Origin of the sequence: Xanthomonas nasturtii, from assembly GCF_023337365.3 — a bacterium.
GTDB lineage: Bacteria > Pseudomonadota > Gammaproteobacteria > Xanthomonadales > Xanthomonadaceae > Xanthomonas > Xanthomonas nasturtii.
Genome location: NZ_CP142084.2, coordinates 3105158 through 3120322, shown reverse-complemented (window position 1 = coordinate 3120322; position 15165 = coordinate 3105158). Strand labels below are relative to the sequence as shown.

Genomic DNA, 15165 nt, shown 5'->3' with positions numbered 1-15165 from the left:
GCACCCGTCAGGCAACCTCGCCTGCAGGCGGGTAGCGCCCCAGGCCTGCCGCCGCAAGGTGGCGATGGCAGGGGGGCGAGAAAAGACAATGCGACAGCGGCAGCGACAGGAGTCATGTCCGTTTATCCCAAGAGAGCTACACAGCGCATCGGTCCGGCGATGGAGTGGATGCGGCCAGGTGGTTCGTCGGCTCCCCTGTGCGTCTGAACGCAGCCGATGTTGGCGATGCATCTGCAGCGTCAACGCCTCGATTAAAGATGGGGCAATCCTTGCCTGCAAGGCACGCGATGTAGGGCATCTGCGTGACACATCGCGCAATTTATGGATGGTATGCAGATTTATGCGTTGCATGCGAAGTTTTGCGTACAAATAAGGGCGAAAAATTTGCTAGAGCGCTCGCATCGATTGAAATAACCCATCGCGATGCGTCGTTCTGCTTCGCATCGGCGACCACTGCGACATGGTTGTCATCACATAACCGGGCTGCACATCTCGCATACAAGCGGGCACGCCCACGCGCAGCGGCGTTGCGCAAGGATTGCAACGCCTGTCGCCGGCGCTTGGCATAAGACAGGCTGCATCGCGATAAGTGCAGCGCGAGGCTTGTTGCAAGGCGCCGCGCAGCAGCGTTGCGCCGCTGCGCGGGCCAGTCGCGTACAGACCTACCAGCGGTATGCCACCGACATCTGGTATTGCCGCCCGGCGATCGGCCGGCCCATGAACACCCCGCCGGTCGCAGCGCCGGGTACGCGCACATTGCCTTCGGTGAGGCCTAGCGTGTCGGTGACATTGCTGCCGCTGGCGGTCACCTCCCAATGCTCTCCCACATGCAGGTTGGCGCCGATATCCAGCATGTCGTAGGAAGGCAGGCGCTGGCTGTTGGCCAGATCCGCGAAGCGCTCGCCGATGTAGGAATAGGTGGCAAACAGCTTGAGATCGCCGAACGGCAGCATCCAGTAATAACTGGGCGTGATGCGGAACTGCCGCTTGGGTTGGCGCATCACCTGGTTGTCGGTGAACTCGCGATAGTTGCGGTAGGTCGCATCCAGCCACACCCCGGTGCCGGCCAGCTCGAAACCGCCGAACGGTCGCACCGCAGCTTCCACTTCCAGGCCGCGCGCGCGCGAATCGCCGACTGCGGTGAAATTCTGGCCATTGGCCAGAAACGCCTGGAACGGCGAGTTCTTGAAGGTGTTGTAGAACGCGGTGAGATAGAGGTCGTACGCGCTGGTGCCGGACTTCAACCCCAATTCGTATTGATCCACCTCCTGCACGCGGTTCTGTCCATCGCGCAGGTTGTCGAAGCCGGGAAATTTCACCCCGGAGTTGACCCGCGCAAACAGGCTGTTGTTCTGATCGAGCGTGAAGTTCAAGCCCGCCGTCCACGAAAACGCTTCATCGTCCTGATCGATGCGCCGTGTGGTTGCCAGCGCCAGCGAGGTGGCATTGTCGTACAACGTGGCCGGATTGCCGTCCAGATCCACGCTGGCGGTGTCGTGCACATCGCCGGTGACGCTCTGACGCTCGTAGCGCGCCCCCAGATCCAGGCGCAGGCGTTCGCTCAGCTCCCACTCGTCGGCAACGAAGGCAGCGATGTTTTCGCCGTCGTAGTTGGCGCGCAGGTTCAAGAACGCGGTGCTGGTAAAGCCCTGGCGCGTGGCCTGGCGGCCGTCGTCCAACGTCACATCGATGCGGCGTGCGTTGTTTTGCGCGGTGAGCAGCATGGTATTGCCCAGGTACCAGGTGTCGGCAGACGAATACTTGGCGTAATACGCGCCCACGGTGAGCGTGTTGCCGGCAAACAATTCGCGGCTCAAACGCAGGTCGTTGGTAAAGGAATTCAAACGTTTGTCCACCGACCACCAACCGGCTTCAAGCACCTGCTGATTGGCATCCACCGCACCGCCGCCATTGGTGTAGCTGGCGCTACCGCCGCTGCCGTAACCTGCAATGAAATCGCTCAAGCGTTGCGGTGCGTCGCCGGTGAACAGCGCATAGGTCGGCGCACTGCCGCTCATCACGTTGAAGCGGTCGGCAACGGTCCAGCCGCCGCTTTCCCAGTTCCATTCGCCGCCGAACACATCGATGTTGACGCCACGCCCGTCGGCCAGATCGCGCCGCAGCGTCTGGCCATTGGGCCCGACCAGCAGATCGACGTTACGGAAGTCGCGGCCGAGCAGGGTGCCGGTCTGCGCATTCAAGCCGGGAAAGCTGGACAGATCGTTGCCGTTATTGCGCGAGAGCAACGGAATGGCGGTGTAGAACGCGTTGTTGTCGTCGGTATGCCGCGCATAGAACGACAGCTCGCCGCTGTCCCAGCGCTTGCTCAAGGTGGCACTGAATTGGCCACCCTTGTCGGCGGAGAACTGTGGGTCGCGCACGCCGTCGGTTTCGCGGAAGAAGCCGCCCACGCTGTAGTACCAGCCATTGCCCATTGGCCCGCTGTTGAACACATCGATGCGGCGCAGCGCGTTGTTGCCGCCGGTCAGGCGCACGCTGCCTTCCGGCGCGTCCTGGCCTTTTTTCTGGATGAAATTGACGGTGAGGCCAGGCTGGCCATTGGAGAAGATCGGGCTGGAGCCGCCGCGCAGCACTTCCATGCGCTCGACCGTATCGTCGACGCGGAACAGTGTGGAATTTTCCAGGAACGACAAGGTTGGCGGCGGAAACAATGGCGAGCCATCCAGCTGCATGGTCACGAACGGCGCATCGCCCTCGGACGGCATGCCGCGCACGAAGATGTTGGCACCCGTACCGCCGCCGCTGGGTTCGGCCCACACGCCGGGCACGATCTTGAGCAGGTCGGCGGTGCTTTGCGGTACCGCCTGCTGGATCTGCTCCGGGCTGGCCGTGGTGATCGAAAAACTGGCGTCGCGCTTGGCAAGGCCCTTGAAGCGCGCGGTGCCGCTGACGATCACCGCATCCAGCGTGGTGGCGTCCTGGGAGCCCGCGACGGGCGCGGCGGTCTGCGTGTGGCCATCCGGTGCCAGCAGCACGGCGGCGATGGCCAGCGAGAGGGTGTAGCGGGGTGAGGAAAAACGCATGCGCAAGGTTCCTTGGTCTGGAAGCAAGAACGCTGCCGTCCACGCAGTGGCGCGCACACAACGGCAGGCAGTGCATGCGCGCGCCCGCGCTGTTGCGTCGCTTGGCGCCCCCTGTCAGCGCAGTGCAATGAAGTTTTAACCCCAGATGCGCCACAGCCTGTTGTGCGACGCAGCAGCTACGGCTTGGGTCTGTCGTTGCTGGCAACGCAGTGCGTGCCTGCGCTGTGGCGGCGATCACATCCTGCGTCGCGCTTATCGCGGGTAGCGACGGACGCGACTGCCTGCGTGGGGCAGCGCCAATGCGGCGCGCACGGGTACGTCTACACCGCGCATAAAAAAGGCCGCCCGAAGGCGGCCTCGCTTCCATTCAGCGGGGGAGAGAGTCCGCTGTCAGAAGAACAAGCGCATGCCGAACGACGCGCTGCGGCCAGGTAGCATCACGTCGTCCTTGAGGAAGGAGGTGTGCACGCGCGCGTCCTGGTTGGTCAGGTTGTTGCCGTCCAGGAACACTTCCCACGCGTTGCTGCCGCGGTCCACGTGGTACGCCAGGTGCGCATCGACGAAGGTGTAGCCATCGGTCGGCGTTTCGTTCGCTGCCACCTTGTCCTGCTTCATGGTGCGGGTCGCACCGAGCGAAGCACGCCACTGCTCGGCATTCCAGCGCAACTGCGCACCGAAACGGCCCGGCGCAATACGCGGCAGGTTGCCGCCATCGCTCAGGCGGGCGCGCACGGTGTCGCCGAACACGCGCAGGTCCCACGCACCGTTGTCGTTGTTGGCCAGGTGGAAGGTGGCCTCGCCTTCGAAGCCGTGGAAGATCGCATCGGCCTGGGTCCACTGGCGGATCGGCAGGAAGTCGTTGTCTTCTTCGTTGAACCACTGGCCGCCGGTATCGACGATGTAGACGAAGTCGTTGTAGCGGTTGTAATACGCCGCCACCTTGGCATCCACCCAATCGTTCTGGAAGTTCAGGCCCAGCTCGGCCTGGTTGGCCTTTTCGGTCTTCAGGTCCGCATCGCCGATCTCGAAGGCGAGGGTGGCGATATGCGGGCCATTGGCGAACAGTTCCTCTTCGGCCGGCGCGCGTTCGGCGTGGTCGAGGTTGGCAGTCAGACGCCATTGCTCGTTGAAGCGGAATGCGCCACTGGCCGAGAAGCTGGTCGGGGTGAAATCGCGGTCCACACCGATGTCGGTCTGGTACTTGACCTTGTCCACGCGCGCGCCGACTTCGGCGCTGACGCGCTCCCAGCTGTTACGCGCAACAGCGAACACGCCGAGCGAGCGCGTATCGGTCTTGGGCACGAAGGATTCCTCGCCCACCGCCTGGAAGGTGGTATCGCTGCCCTGCAGGCCGAATGCGGTCTGCCAGCCGCCGCCAAACGTCAACGAGGCTTCCACACGGCCTTCGTTGGCCCGCTTGGTGAACACGGTGCCGACTTCCTCGCCTTCAAATTCGGTATGCGCGTAGTCGGTGTGACCGAAGCTGTAGCGCAACGCGCTGCCTTCGCCCCACGGGTCGGTCAACCCGCCCTTGAGGTCGTAGCGGTCCTGCTGCAGCTTCAACGACACGCCGCGCTCGCCGATCGATAGATCGCCCGGCTCGCCCGGGTTGCCGTAGTTGTCGCGGAACCGCGATGCCGACAGGCCGACAAAGCCCCAATCGCCGGACAGCGAGGCACCGATCGAGCCCACCTTGGAGTCGATCCAGGAGTTGGCCTGGCGGCCCTGCGGGGTGTCGTAGTCGTTCTGGTTGCGGTACACGCCATCGGCATGGATCGACAGCCCGCTGCCATTGCCGGCATCGACGCGGAACATGTCGGTGTTGCCGTCCTTGTCGCCGCCGTCGAAGCGCACTTCGGCACGCCCGCCGAAGCCGTCCACCGGCGTTTCGGCGATGCGCCCGTCGACCACGTTGACCACGCCGCCGATGGCGCCGGAGCCGTACAGCAATGTCGACGGACCCTTCAGCACTTCGATCTGGTTGGCCAGGAACGGCTCGATCGCCGGCGAATGGTCCTGGCTGACGGTGGAGACGTCCTGGGTGGACAGACCATCGCGCAGCACCGCCACGCGCGGGCCGTCCAGGCCGCGGATGATCGGCCGGCCCACGCCGGGGCCGAAATTGGAACTCTGCACGCCGGGCAGGCTGGCCACGGTTTCGCCCAGGCTCGAGCTGCGCACCTCGTCCAGACGCTCGCCGGCCAGCACTTCCACCGGGCGGCTCAAGTCGCCGGCCGCATCGCGCAGCGGGCTGGCGGTGACCACCACCTTGTCAAGGTCCTTGATGTGCCGGCCGCTGGATGGGCTGGCGGCGTGGCGGGTGTCGGAGCTGGGCGGGGTCTGCGCATCGGCAGCGGCCGGTACGTCGTCGGCCATGGCCAGGGCAGGGGTCAGCAGGCTGGTCAGGGCCAGCGAGAGCGTGGAACGGCGGAACGAGGAAGCGAGGCTGGGGGGCATGATGGGCCGGACTCTGTAAGTGTTACTTTGTATCAATGATAGGGCGCAGCTTGCCTGCTGCGCCGGCGGCGAGACCCGCACGGCTGCGCGATGCAGTGGTGCGGGGCTGGAACAAGGAAGATGTTATATTATTCCACGTCGCCGCGAGCACCTGCTGGAAGTCATGCCTCTACCGACCCTTCGCCATCTTCTCGACCGCTTCGGCGCAACCGGTTCGCTGCTGTGCGCCGTGCACTGCGCGGTGCTGCCGCTGGTGCTTGCGCTGGCGCCGTCGCTGGGCCTGTCGTTCTGGCTGGGCGACAGGGTGGAACTGGCCATCGTGGTGTTCGTGACGTTGCTGGGCCTGCTCAGCCTGGTACTGGGCTATCGCCGGCACAAGGCGCTGCATGCGCTTGCCCTGCTGTTGCCAGGCCTGGCACTGCTATGGCTGGGCCTGTTGTACGACCCGTTGCACCACTCGGTGGTGCCGCATGCGGTGGTGATGACGCTGGGCGGCGCCCTGGTCGGCATCGCGCACCTGGTCAACCTGCGCCTGAATCACGGGCATGTGCACGATGCCAGCTGTGCGCACTGAGGACAGCTGATAACACTGGCGCGTAGCCGCCAGACGGGCCGCGGACGCCGGCGGGAATCGGCATGTGGCCACGTGTCGCCGCCGGTTCCTCGGCGTCATCCACGCCCACCTGACGACAGCTCGCCAGCGCATGCGTTGATCTGTCGTCGATCGGCTCCGCAAGGCGGGCGGCGCAGCCCGGCTACGCTGGCCGGGGCCGTCGTGGTAGGCTTGTCGGCCTTGCGCGAGGGCACCGCCGGTGCAAATCTCGCCAGACCCGTGCCAGCACGGGAATTTGTATTCACATTCAGGAGTCGACGAAATGGGTAAGGGTGACCGTAAGACCGCCAAGGGCAAGCGCTATAACGCCAGCTACGGCAATTCGCGTTCGCACGCGGTGAGCAAGGTTGTGGTGGGTGCAGCTGCCCCGGTTGCCAAGAAGGGCGTGGTCAAGGCCCCGGCCAAGAAGGCTGTCGCCAAGAAGACCGTCGCCAAGGCCGGCTGATCCTCAGCCCGCTTCGCGACACCAGAACGCGGCGCTTGCGCCGCGTTTTTTTATGTCCGGCATCAGCGCAAACGCAGGCGCGTTGGTGCTGGCGGCGTGTTGCTAGCGCGCTGTTTCCGCAGCCGCGGGCTGGCTGGCCGCCGCGGGTGCCAGCAACTGCTCGGCCAGGCCGCGGTAGATTGGCGTCTTGCACACCAGCCCGGACACTGCGCGCGCAATCAGCACGGTGGCCAGGATCGGCAGCAGCATCTGGCTGGTGTCGGTGAGTTCCAGCGAGATCACCGCCGAGGTCAGCGGCGCCTGGGTCACGCCGGTGAGATAGGCGCACATGCCCAGCAGCACGAAGGTGCGCGGGTCCACGCTGGGCATCAGGACCGACAGGTTGTGGCCGATCCCGGCACCCACTGCCAGCGCCGGTGAGAACAAGCCGCCGGGAATGCCGGCCAGATACGAGACCAGATTGGCGATGAGCTTCATCAGGCCGAACTCGTGGCCGACCACCGCATGCCCCTGCACCAGGCTGCGCGCCTGCTCGTAGCCGGTGCCGAACGCACCTTGCCCGAACGCCAGCGCCAGCCCGACCAGCGCGACGCCGCACAACGCGGCCAGCAGCACCGGATGCCGTTGGCGCAGCGCACCCAACCAGCGGGGCTTACCGCTGACGCTGGCCAGCACCAGCCGCGCGAACACGCCGCCGAGCAGCCCGGCCACGCTGCCGCACAAGGCGATTGCCAGCCACGCCTGGCCCAGCGGCAAGGCCACTGCCACCTTGCCAAAATAGGTGTAGTTGCCCAGCAGGCCCAGCGACACCACGCCGCCAACGATCACCGCGGTGAGCAGGGTGCCGGAGAAGCGGTGCTCGAAGCGCCCGCTCAATTCCTCGATCGCAAACACCACGCCTGCCAGCGGCGTGTTGAACGCTGCGGCGATGCCGGCAGCGCCGCCGGCGAGCAGAAAGTGCGAGAGCTCGCGCGGATCGTGAAAACCGAACCAACGCCCGAACACATGCATCAGGCTGGCGCCGACATGCACGGTAGGGCCTTCGCGCCCGACCGATGCGCCGCCCAGCAGCGACAAGGTGGTCAGCGCGAGTTTGCCGACCGACACGCCCAGCGAAAGGTTGTTGTCACGAAACGCCGGGTCCGGGTGTTCCAGCGCGGCGATCACCTGCGGGATGCCGCTGCCGCGCGTGGGCCGCAGCGCACCGGAGGTGAGCCAGGCGAGCAGCGCGAAAATGCCCGGCGTCAGCAGCAACGCCCACCAGATCGAGTGCGCGGTAATGCGTTGGAACAGGTGGAACGCCGCGTCGCTGGCCTTGGCGAACACGATCGCCACCAGGGCTACCGCAATCGCGCCGCCCCACAGTGCAGCGCGACGACGCCAGCCTTCGCTTGACAACAGCGGCCGCAGGCGACGCGGCGTGGAATTGGAACCGGACATTGCGCCATTGTCGCATTGCCTGGCGGCAAGCGGGTCTGCAGCGCGCCACATTCCCGCCTCGTTATCAGCATCAGATGCATGGCGGCGACGCGCGACAGCGTCCTTGTACGGGCAGGATCGGTACCGACACTGACACTGACAAGCGCATGCATGCGCGGCAGCCTCGTTGACGCTGCCTGCCGCAGCTACTCGGTGCCGGCGGCCGGCGGCACGCGCAAGGCCGGCAGCAAGGTGGCCGGGTTGCCATCATTGGGCGCGGCCGGGATACCCAGCAGCCGGGTCATCAGTGCGTAGACATCCACATTGTCGAAGCCCGGCAGTGTCTTGCCCTGCGCCAGGTCCGGGCCTTGCGCCAGGAACACCGCCCGCATCGACGGCAGCGCTGGATCGAAGCCATGCGAACCGCGCATGCCCTGCTGCGCGCGTTTGGCGAGCTTGTCGGGAAACAGCGCATCCCAGCCTTCGTGCATCTGACAGACGATGGCGGGAATGCGCGGATGGCTGCCGTAATGCCAGCGCGCCGGCAGCTGCGCTTTGCGCCAGCACTCGTAGTGCGCGTGCTTGCCGAGCAAGCTGGCCTCGGCAGCGGCCTGTTGCCCGGGCATCGGCGCGAAGCCGATCACCTGGCCGTCGGTGACGGCGCCGGCGATCTGCGGCGGTGCCATCGCTTCCACGCTGATCGCGTGCCCCGGGGCAACCTCGGCCATGCCGTGGTCGGAGACCACGATGATGTTGGTGCGCCCACGCGTGCCATCGCGCTGCATGCCGTCCAGCAGCCGGCCGATGGCCGCATCCACCGCGCGCACGCTGTCGGCGTACTCGCGCGATTGCGGGCCGTGATCGTGGCCGGCTTCGTCCACGTGTTCGAAGTACAGCGTGACCAGGCGATTGCGCGCGGCACCGGATGCAGCGAGCCAGCCACGCACCTCGTCCACGCGCGCGTCCATCCCGGTGTGTTCTTCGTAATGGCGCCAGCGTGTGGGGCGCACGCCTGCAATCGCTGCCTCGCTGCCCGGCCACGACCAGGTCGCGGCATGCTGCCCGGCCTTTTCCACGCCCACCCACACCGGCTCGCCGCCCCACCAGCGCGCATCGCCCACCGCCTCGGGTTTGCTCAGCCAGAAGCTGCCCAGCGCCGGGTCGCGCATGCTGTTGTGCACGATGCCGTGGTGGTCCGGGCGCAAACCGGTGACCAGGGTGTAGTGATTGGGAAACGTCAGCGACGGGTACGACGGCGTCATCCAGCGCGCACGCACGCCTTCACGCGCAAGTTGCGACAGGTTGGGTGTGATGCCGCGATCGAGCATGTCGGCGCGCAGGCCGTCGATGGAGATCAGCAGCAGGGTGTGCGGCGTGCCGGCGGATACGGTCTTCGCCGATGCCGATGCCGATGCAGATGCAGTCGGCCACGCCGTGGGTGCGCTACGCGAAGAGGGCTGGCTGCTACAGGCCGCAAGCAGGGCAAGCGCCGCTGCGGCAACTGCAAAACGTCGCTCGATCATGCCCCCAGTTTACGGTGCAGCGATGACGTCGCGAAGTCAGCCACTGCGTAGTACCGACGCGGCGGCGAACAGGTCCTCGCCGCGCGCGGCGTTACGCGGCGCCCAGCCTTCCAGCTGCAACAACGCCTGCTTGTTCGGCAGGCCGCCGCCGAAGCCGGTCAGCGCACCATTGGCACCGATCACGCGATGGCAGGGCAGCACGATCGGCAGCGGATTGCGCCCGTTGGCAGCACCCACCGCGCGGCTGGCGGCCGGCTTCCCCACCGCCTGCGCAAGTTGCACGTAGCTCCAGGTCTGCCCGAACGGAATCTGCGCCAACGTGCGCCAGACGCTGAGCTGGAACGGCGTGCCGGTTGGCGCCAACGGCAGATCGAAACTGCGTCGCCCGCCATGCAGGTAATCGAGCAGCTGTTCGCGTGCCTCGCGCACTAGCGGTGCATCGGGGTCATGCAACCAGCGCGCACGGCCGATGGCGTCGTAGCGGTTCTGCGCGAACAGGATGTGGTGCACGCCGCTGTCGTTGGCGGCCACGCTGAGCGCGCCGATCGGCGAGGGGAAGGTGTCGTAGTGCAATGTGCTCATGCGCGGGTGTCCTTGCGGTCGTTGGCCAGATGCCACAGGTGCAGCACGGCGTAGGCGCGCCACGGTCGCCACGCCTGCGAGCGCGCTTCGGTGGCGCGTTCGCTCAAACGCTCCGGGGCGCCGAGCACCTGCTGCAGGATCAAATCGCCGGCCGGAAACGCATCCGGATGCGACAACGCGCGCATGGCCACGTACTGCGCGGTCCACGGACCGATTCCGGGTAGCGCGGTGCAGGCAGCGATGAAGTCCGGCAGGCGCTGCCCGGCACCGAAGTGCAGCCGACCCTGCGCGCAGGCCGATGCCAGCGCACGCAGCGTGGCGGCGCGCGCACGCGGCAGCCCGAGCTGTTCCAGCGGCGCATCTGCCAACTGTTCGGGTGTGGGGAAACTGCGGTCCAGGCCGGGTGGCATGTCGGCATGCTGGCCGCCGTGGCGGTCGACCAGCCGCGCCGCCAGCGTCGCTGCCCCAGCCACGCTGATCTGCTGGCCCAGCACCGCACGCACCGCCACTTCAAAGCCGTCCCAGCCACCGGGCACGCGCAGGCCCGGTCGGCGCGCGATCGCCTCGGCCAGCAGCGGTTCCGGCGCAAGCGTGGCGTGCACGCCCTGCAGGTCCGCATCCAGATCAAACAGCCGGCGCACGCGCCGCACGATCTGCGGAATCTGCCGCGGGTCGGTGGCGCCGATGCGCAGCAGCAGTTCCGCACGCTGCGGCGCCGCACTGACCTCGATCACGCTGGCATTGCCCGGCGCGCCGATCACGCGTCGGTAGCTGCCGGTATCGACCTGCTCGATGCCCGGAATCGCACGCCGCTGCAGAAATGCCAGCATCGCCTGCAGATCCAGCGGCGGGCGATAGCCCAGGCGCAGCGTCAGCTCGCCGCCCGGCACGTCGGCATGTTGCTTGCGCAGTGCCGACGGCGGCATGCCGCAGCCCTGCAAGAATGCGGCATTGAAGCGGCGCAGGCTGTTGAAGCCGGCCGCGAGCGCGACCTCGGTGACCGGCAAGGCGGTTTCGGTGAGCAGTTGCTTGGCCAGCAGCAGCCTGTGCGTGCCGTGCACCTGGATCGGCGTGGCACCCAGCTGCTGCACGAACTGACGCTGCAATTGTCGCGCGCTCAAACCCACCGCATCGGCCAGCATCTGCACCGGCTGCTCCTGCAGCGCGCCGTCGGCAATCATCGCCAGCGCACGCTGCACGCTCTCTTCGCCCAGATGCCGCTGCGCCTGCGGCGACAGCTCCGGCCGGCAGCGCAGGCATGGCCGGTAGCCGGCCGCGCTGGCCGCCGCCGCGGTGGGGTAGTAACTGACGTTGGCTGGCTTGGGCGGTGGCGCCGGACACACCGGGCGGCAATAAATGCCGGTGCTGCGCACAGCGGTGAAAAACAGCCCGTCGAAGCGTGCATCGCGCGCCAGGCGGGCACGGTCGCATTGGGTTCGGTCGGGCGTGGCGGTTTGCATGGCGCCAGTCTATGCGCTTGCCATGGCACCGGCTGGCCGTTTTCGGACAGGGTTGCGGCCACGTTATCCGCCTGCCCGGCTGAAGCGCAAAGCGCGAGTTGGCAATCTAGCGTTGCCCGAGCTGGAGCATGATGCGCCGCGGATGCTGCGCAGCGCCGGTGCACTGGGGGCTGGCCTGAGAGCTGCCAGGTTAAGGTCAGGTTCGGGGCACGATGCGCGTCCACCCTAGACTGGGAACCCGCTCACGCTCTCGATGGTCCGCGCCCGATGTTGAAACCGCTTTGCCTGTCCCTTGCGTGTCTGCTTCTGCTGGCGGCGTGCGATCGCACCAGCACCTCCGCCGATGCCGCAACGGCGCAGCAGAACGGCGGCGCGCAGGCCGACGATGGCGACCATATGGTGTCGGTGGATACGCCCGCGCCGGTGGCGCCGCCGCCGCGCCCGCGCGCGCAGGCCGGCGAGGCGGGATGGCCACAGGCGGCGCTGGAATCGGGCCAGGCCTGGATCAGTTGCGCGACCGATTACAGCCACGAAGCCGGCGACGGCACGCTGCTGCCGGCGTTGGACCGGGCCAGTGTGGAAGCGGCGCTGGCGCCGTGCCGCGAGACCGGGCTGATGCGGGTGCGCTATGCCGGCAAGATCAACGCCGGCTTCGCCGCGCTGGTGTGGCGGCTGGCTTCGGTGGCCGAGCAATGGAAGTTGCCGCACCGCATCCTGGACCTGGATTCCAGCGGCGGGCAGGTGGAGGCGGCGATCCGCGCCGGCGACGCCATCGGCGAATCCAACTGGACCATCTGGGTGCGCGAAGGCTCGGTGTGTCACAGCGCCTGCGTGTTCGTGCTGGCGGCCGGCGACAACCGCCTGGTCGCCGGCAAGGTCGGCATCCACCGCATGATGCGGATCAGCTCCAAGGCCACCTCGCGCGCCGAGCTCAATCGCGAGCTGCGCGAGGTCTACGGCAACGTCAAGGATTATCTGGAGCGCAACGGTGTGGCGGTGGCGGTGGCCGATCTGATGATGACCGTGCCCAACCGCAGCCTGCGCCTGCTCACCATGGACGAGCTGCGCAAATACGGGCTGGATGGCACCAACGCCGTGCAGGACGATCTGGAGCGGATCCGCCAGATGCGCAAGTGCGGCGATGCGTTCGTGCGGCGCAAGGATGCGTTTCTGGTCGCCTTCGATCAAACGTGCAAGGGCGAGGGTGCCGATCTGGACGCAGTCAATGCCTGCGGCCTTTCCTTGAAGCAGCGCTTTGGGTTTCCGGATGCGGCCTGCCCGGAAGAAAGCCCGCTGGCCGAAACCGATGCCGCTGCGCTGCCGGCCAGCCCGGCGGGCGAGGCGCAAGCCGGTGCGGCGGAAAACGGCCAGGCACAAACCGGCCAGGTGCAGGGCGACCAAGGGCAGACCCGCGAGGCGCAGAGCGGTGCCGCAGGCACTGTCGCGCCCACGCCCGAGCCGGACTCTGCGCCAGCGCAGGATGCCGCCCAGGCCGACCCGCGAGCGGCGACGCACCCCGAAGGTTGAGCGCAGCGACGGGCTTCACGCGTATCGCACTGCGCGCTGCCTATCGTCGCTGCATCACAACCGAGCCGGGGGGCGTATGCGAGGGAAGACCAAAGGTATTGTGTTGGCATACCTGCCGTCCGCCGTACTGGTGCTGGTGGGGTTTGGTGTGGCCGAGTTGCTGCGTCTGGCCGCTGCCGCCATGCACGAACAATGGCCGGCGACGCTGGCGATGTGGCTGAGCCTGGTGGCGCTGATTGCCGCGATTGCGCGCGCGTTCTGGGTCAGCTGGCGTCTGTGGCGGCCACGCGGCGTGGCGGCTGTACCACCGGCTCCTGGCGGCGAGGTCTAGGAGCGGCTTGAAACGATTGTGTCTCCCCCAGGTTGGCGCTGCCTTGGTTCGAGATCAGCCGGTGGTACGTCCGCCGGTGCTTGTGTTGCACAGGGCGCGCCCTAGACTGCGCTGCGCACCGCAGTGTGTGCAGTCCACCTCCTTCCGTCCGATCCGTACAAGGTCCTTGTCCCATGTTTCGTTCCCGTCTGGTTATCGCGTTGGCACTGGCTCCAGCGCTGGCGTTCGCCCAACAACCGCAGCCCGGCAACCGCGCGGCCAGCCCGGCTGCGGCGCAGCCGGCAGCGGCAGCGGCAGCGCCAGGAACCCCGTCAGCGCAACCGGCACTCAGCGCCGCGCAGCAGGCGCAGCTGACCAAGCAGAACAGCGAAATGACCCAGGCCGCGTTGCGGGTGGCACAGATGGTGGATGGCAACCAGATCGCCTCGTTATGGGATGGCGCATCCAGCGTGGCCAAGGCGGCCGTCAAGCGCGACGCCTTCGTCAGCCAGATCGGCGCCGAACGCAGCCGGCTGGGTTCGGTGGTCGGGCGCGGGCAGGGCTCGGTGACGCGGGTGAAATATGGCCCCGGCGCACAGGTGCCCGAAGGCCTGTACGTCAACGTCAGCTTCCCGACCCGCTTCGCCAAGGCGCAGCAGCCGGTGCGCGAGCTGGTGTCGTTCCGTCTGGACGAAGACAAGACCTGGCGGTTGGCCGGGTACAGCCTGCGCGCGGCGCTGAAGTGATGTTTTCATCGACCGGGAGAGACGCATGCAACTGAGCATCGAACTGCAAATGCTGGGCTGGGCGATGGTGCTCGGGCTGGTGCAATTACTGGCCGCCTCGGCCGGCATGACCGCTCAACGCGGCACCAAGTGGAACGCCAGCGCGCGCGATGGCGATACCAAGCCGCTCACCGGCGTCGCGGCACGGCTGGACCGCGCATTCCGCAATTATCTGGAAACCTTTCCGATCTTCGCGGCCGCGGTACTGGCGGTAAGCGTGGCGGGGCGCACCAGTGCCGACACAGCGCTCGCCGTGCAGTTGTATCTGTGGGCGCGGGTGGCCTATGTGCCGGTGTATGCGGCGGGAATCCCGTACCTGCGCAGCGCCATCTGGGTGGTGTCGTTCTGGGGCATCGTCAAACTGGTGCGCGCACTGTTGGGCGTGTGATGCAGTATCGCTGCCAGCGATGAGGCTCAACCTGGTGCTTGCACCCGCGCCAGGATCGCATCGATTGCCGCCTGCGCATCGTCGCTGCGCATGGCCTGTTCCAGAATCGGAATCACCCACGCGCAACCGGCCTTGGTGACATCCGCGCGCCAGCCGCCAGGCCAGCCTTCCAGCTCGTGCAAGGCCAGCATGGTGCAGCCGCCACGCTCGGCATGGCCGCCGTGGATGGATTGCTCCAGCCAGAAGGGTTTTTCAGAATCGATCGCGATCGAAAAGACATAGACGTCGTGCTTGGGATCGTCTGCCGAAGGCGCGTTGTTGCGCTGGCTGATTTCCATCACCTTCATTCGCCGGGCTCGGCATCGGGATCAAGCGCCAGTACGCGAATTTCCACATCGTCCAGCTGCACCAACTGACCGGGGCGGATCTTGGCGGTCTTGCGCAATTCCTGCATGCCATCGACGCTGACCGCGCCGCTGGCCACGATCGCCTTGCCCTGGCCACCGCTGTCGGCAATGCCGGCCAGCTTGAGCAACTGGTTGAGTTCGATGTAGTCGCCGTCCAGGTCGAATTCCAGGGATTGCATGCTGTGCTCGGTGGCAGGGAAGCGGC

14 protein-coding genes are annotated in these 15165 nt (G+C 66.8%); 6 read left to right on the top strand and 8 right to left on the bottom strand.

Features of this window, described 5'->3' with window-relative positions:
* Positions 1-662: 662 nt before the first annotated feature.
* Positions 663-3044: a TonB-dependent receptor gene (locus M3O59_RS13600; protein ID WP_116905409.1), complete on the bottom strand. Its 2382-nt coding sequence runs from the start codon at positions 3042-3044 to the stop codon at positions 663-665.
* A 390-nt stretch (positions 3045-3434) separates the two neighbouring features.
* On the bottom strand, positions 3435-5501 hold the full coding sequence (locus tag M3O59_RS13595; protein ID WP_116905408.1) for a TonB-dependent receptor: 2067 nt from the start codon (positions 5499-5501) through the stop codon (positions 3435-3437).
* 163 nt (positions 5502-5664) lie between these two features.
* On the opposite strand from M3O59_RS13595, the gene M3O59_RS13590 reads away from it, so the two are divergent.
* A complete protein-coding gene (locus M3O59_RS13590) occupies positions 5665-6075 on the top strand; it encodes a MerC domain-containing protein (protein WP_064630591.1) in 411 nt (136 codons plus the stop codon).
* 301 nt (positions 6076-6376) lie between these two features.
* Positions 6377-6559, top strand: a complete 183-nt coding sequence (locus M3O59_RS13585; protein ID WP_008571876.1) for a 30S ribosomal protein THX — start codon at positions 6377-6379, stop codon at positions 6557-6559.
* A 102-nt stretch (positions 6560-6661) separates the two neighbouring features.
* Here the strand turns inward: M3O59_RS13585 and M3O59_RS13580 are convergent, their stop codons facing one another.
* The 4 genes from M3O59_RS13580 to M3O59_RS13565 all read right to left on the bottom strand — a co-directional run bounded on the left by M3O59_RS13580 (position 6662) and on the right by M3O59_RS13565 (position 11543).
* Positions 6662-8050, bottom strand: coding sequence for a chloride channel protein (locus M3O59_RS13580; protein ID WP_147308462.1), 1389 nt, complete (start codon positions 8048-8050; stop codon positions 6662-6664).
* A 134-nt stretch (positions 8051-8184) separates the two neighbouring features.
* Complete coding sequence (locus tag M3O59_RS13575; RefSeq protein WP_116905407.1) at positions 8185-9501, bottom strand: alkaline phosphatase family protein; 1317 nt, start codon at positions 9499-9501, stop codon at positions 8185-8187.
* A gap of 36 nt (positions 9502-9537) precedes the next feature.
* Complete coding sequence (locus M3O59_RS13570; RefSeq protein ID WP_116905406.1) at positions 9538-10083, bottom strand: methylated-DNA--[protein]-cysteine S-methyltransferase; 546 nt, start codon at positions 10081-10083, stop codon at positions 9538-9540.
* Positions 10080-11543, bottom strand: a complete 1464-nt coding sequence (locus tag M3O59_RS13565; protein WP_116905405.1) for a DNA-3-methyladenine glycosylase 2 — start codon at positions 11541-11543, stop codon at positions 10080-10082. Before M3O59_RS13565 ends, M3O59_RS13570 begins: the two co-directional genes overlap by 4 nt.
* A 267-nt stretch (positions 11544-11810) precedes the next feature.
* Between M3O59_RS13565 and M3O59_RS13560 the strand changes: the two genes are divergently transcribed.
* The 4 genes from M3O59_RS13560 to M3O59_RS13545 all read left to right on the top strand — a co-directional run bounded on the left by M3O59_RS13560 (position 11811) and on the right by M3O59_RS13545 (position 14553).
* The gene (locus M3O59_RS13560) at positions 11811-13070 is read left to right on the top strand and encodes a COG3904 family protein (RefSeq protein ID WP_116905404.1); all 1260 of its coding nucleotides are present in this window, start codon (positions 11811-11813) and stop codon (positions 13068-13070) included.
* A 76-nt stretch (positions 13071-13146) separates the two neighbouring features.
* Positions 13147-13401, top strand: a complete 255-nt coding sequence (locus M3O59_RS13555) for a hypothetical protein (RefSeq protein ID WP_064630581.1) — start codon at positions 13147-13149, stop codon at positions 13399-13401.
* A 173-nt stretch (positions 13402-13574) separates the two neighbouring features.
* On the top strand, positions 13575-14126 hold the full coding sequence (locus M3O59_RS13550) for a DUF4019 domain-containing protein (RefSeq protein ID WP_116905403.1): 552 nt from the start codon (positions 13575-13577) through the stop codon (positions 14124-14126).
* A 25-nt stretch (positions 14127-14151) separates the two neighbouring features.
* Positions 14152-14553, top strand: coding sequence for an MAPEG family protein (locus M3O59_RS13545; protein ID WP_116905402.1), 402 nt, complete (start codon positions 14152-14154; stop codon positions 14551-14553).
* Between the two features lie 26 nt (positions 14554-14579).
* Here the strand turns inward: M3O59_RS13545 and M3O59_RS13540 are convergent, their stop codons facing one another.
* Together M3O59_RS13540 and M3O59_RS13535 are read right to left on the bottom strand one after the other, a co-directional pair.
* Positions 14580-14900: a hypothetical protein gene (locus tag M3O59_RS13540; protein WP_116905401.1), complete on the bottom strand. Its 321-nt coding sequence runs from the start codon at positions 14898-14900 to the stop codon at positions 14580-14582.
* On the bottom strand, positions 14897-15139 hold the full coding sequence (locus M3O59_RS13535) for an RNA-binding S4 domain-containing protein (protein WP_116905400.1): 243 nt from the start codon (positions 15137-15139) through the stop codon (positions 14897-14899). The genes M3O59_RS13540 and M3O59_RS13535 overlap by 4 nt, the downstream gene beginning before the upstream one ends.
* Between the last annotated feature and the right edge of the window lie 26 nt (positions 15140-15165).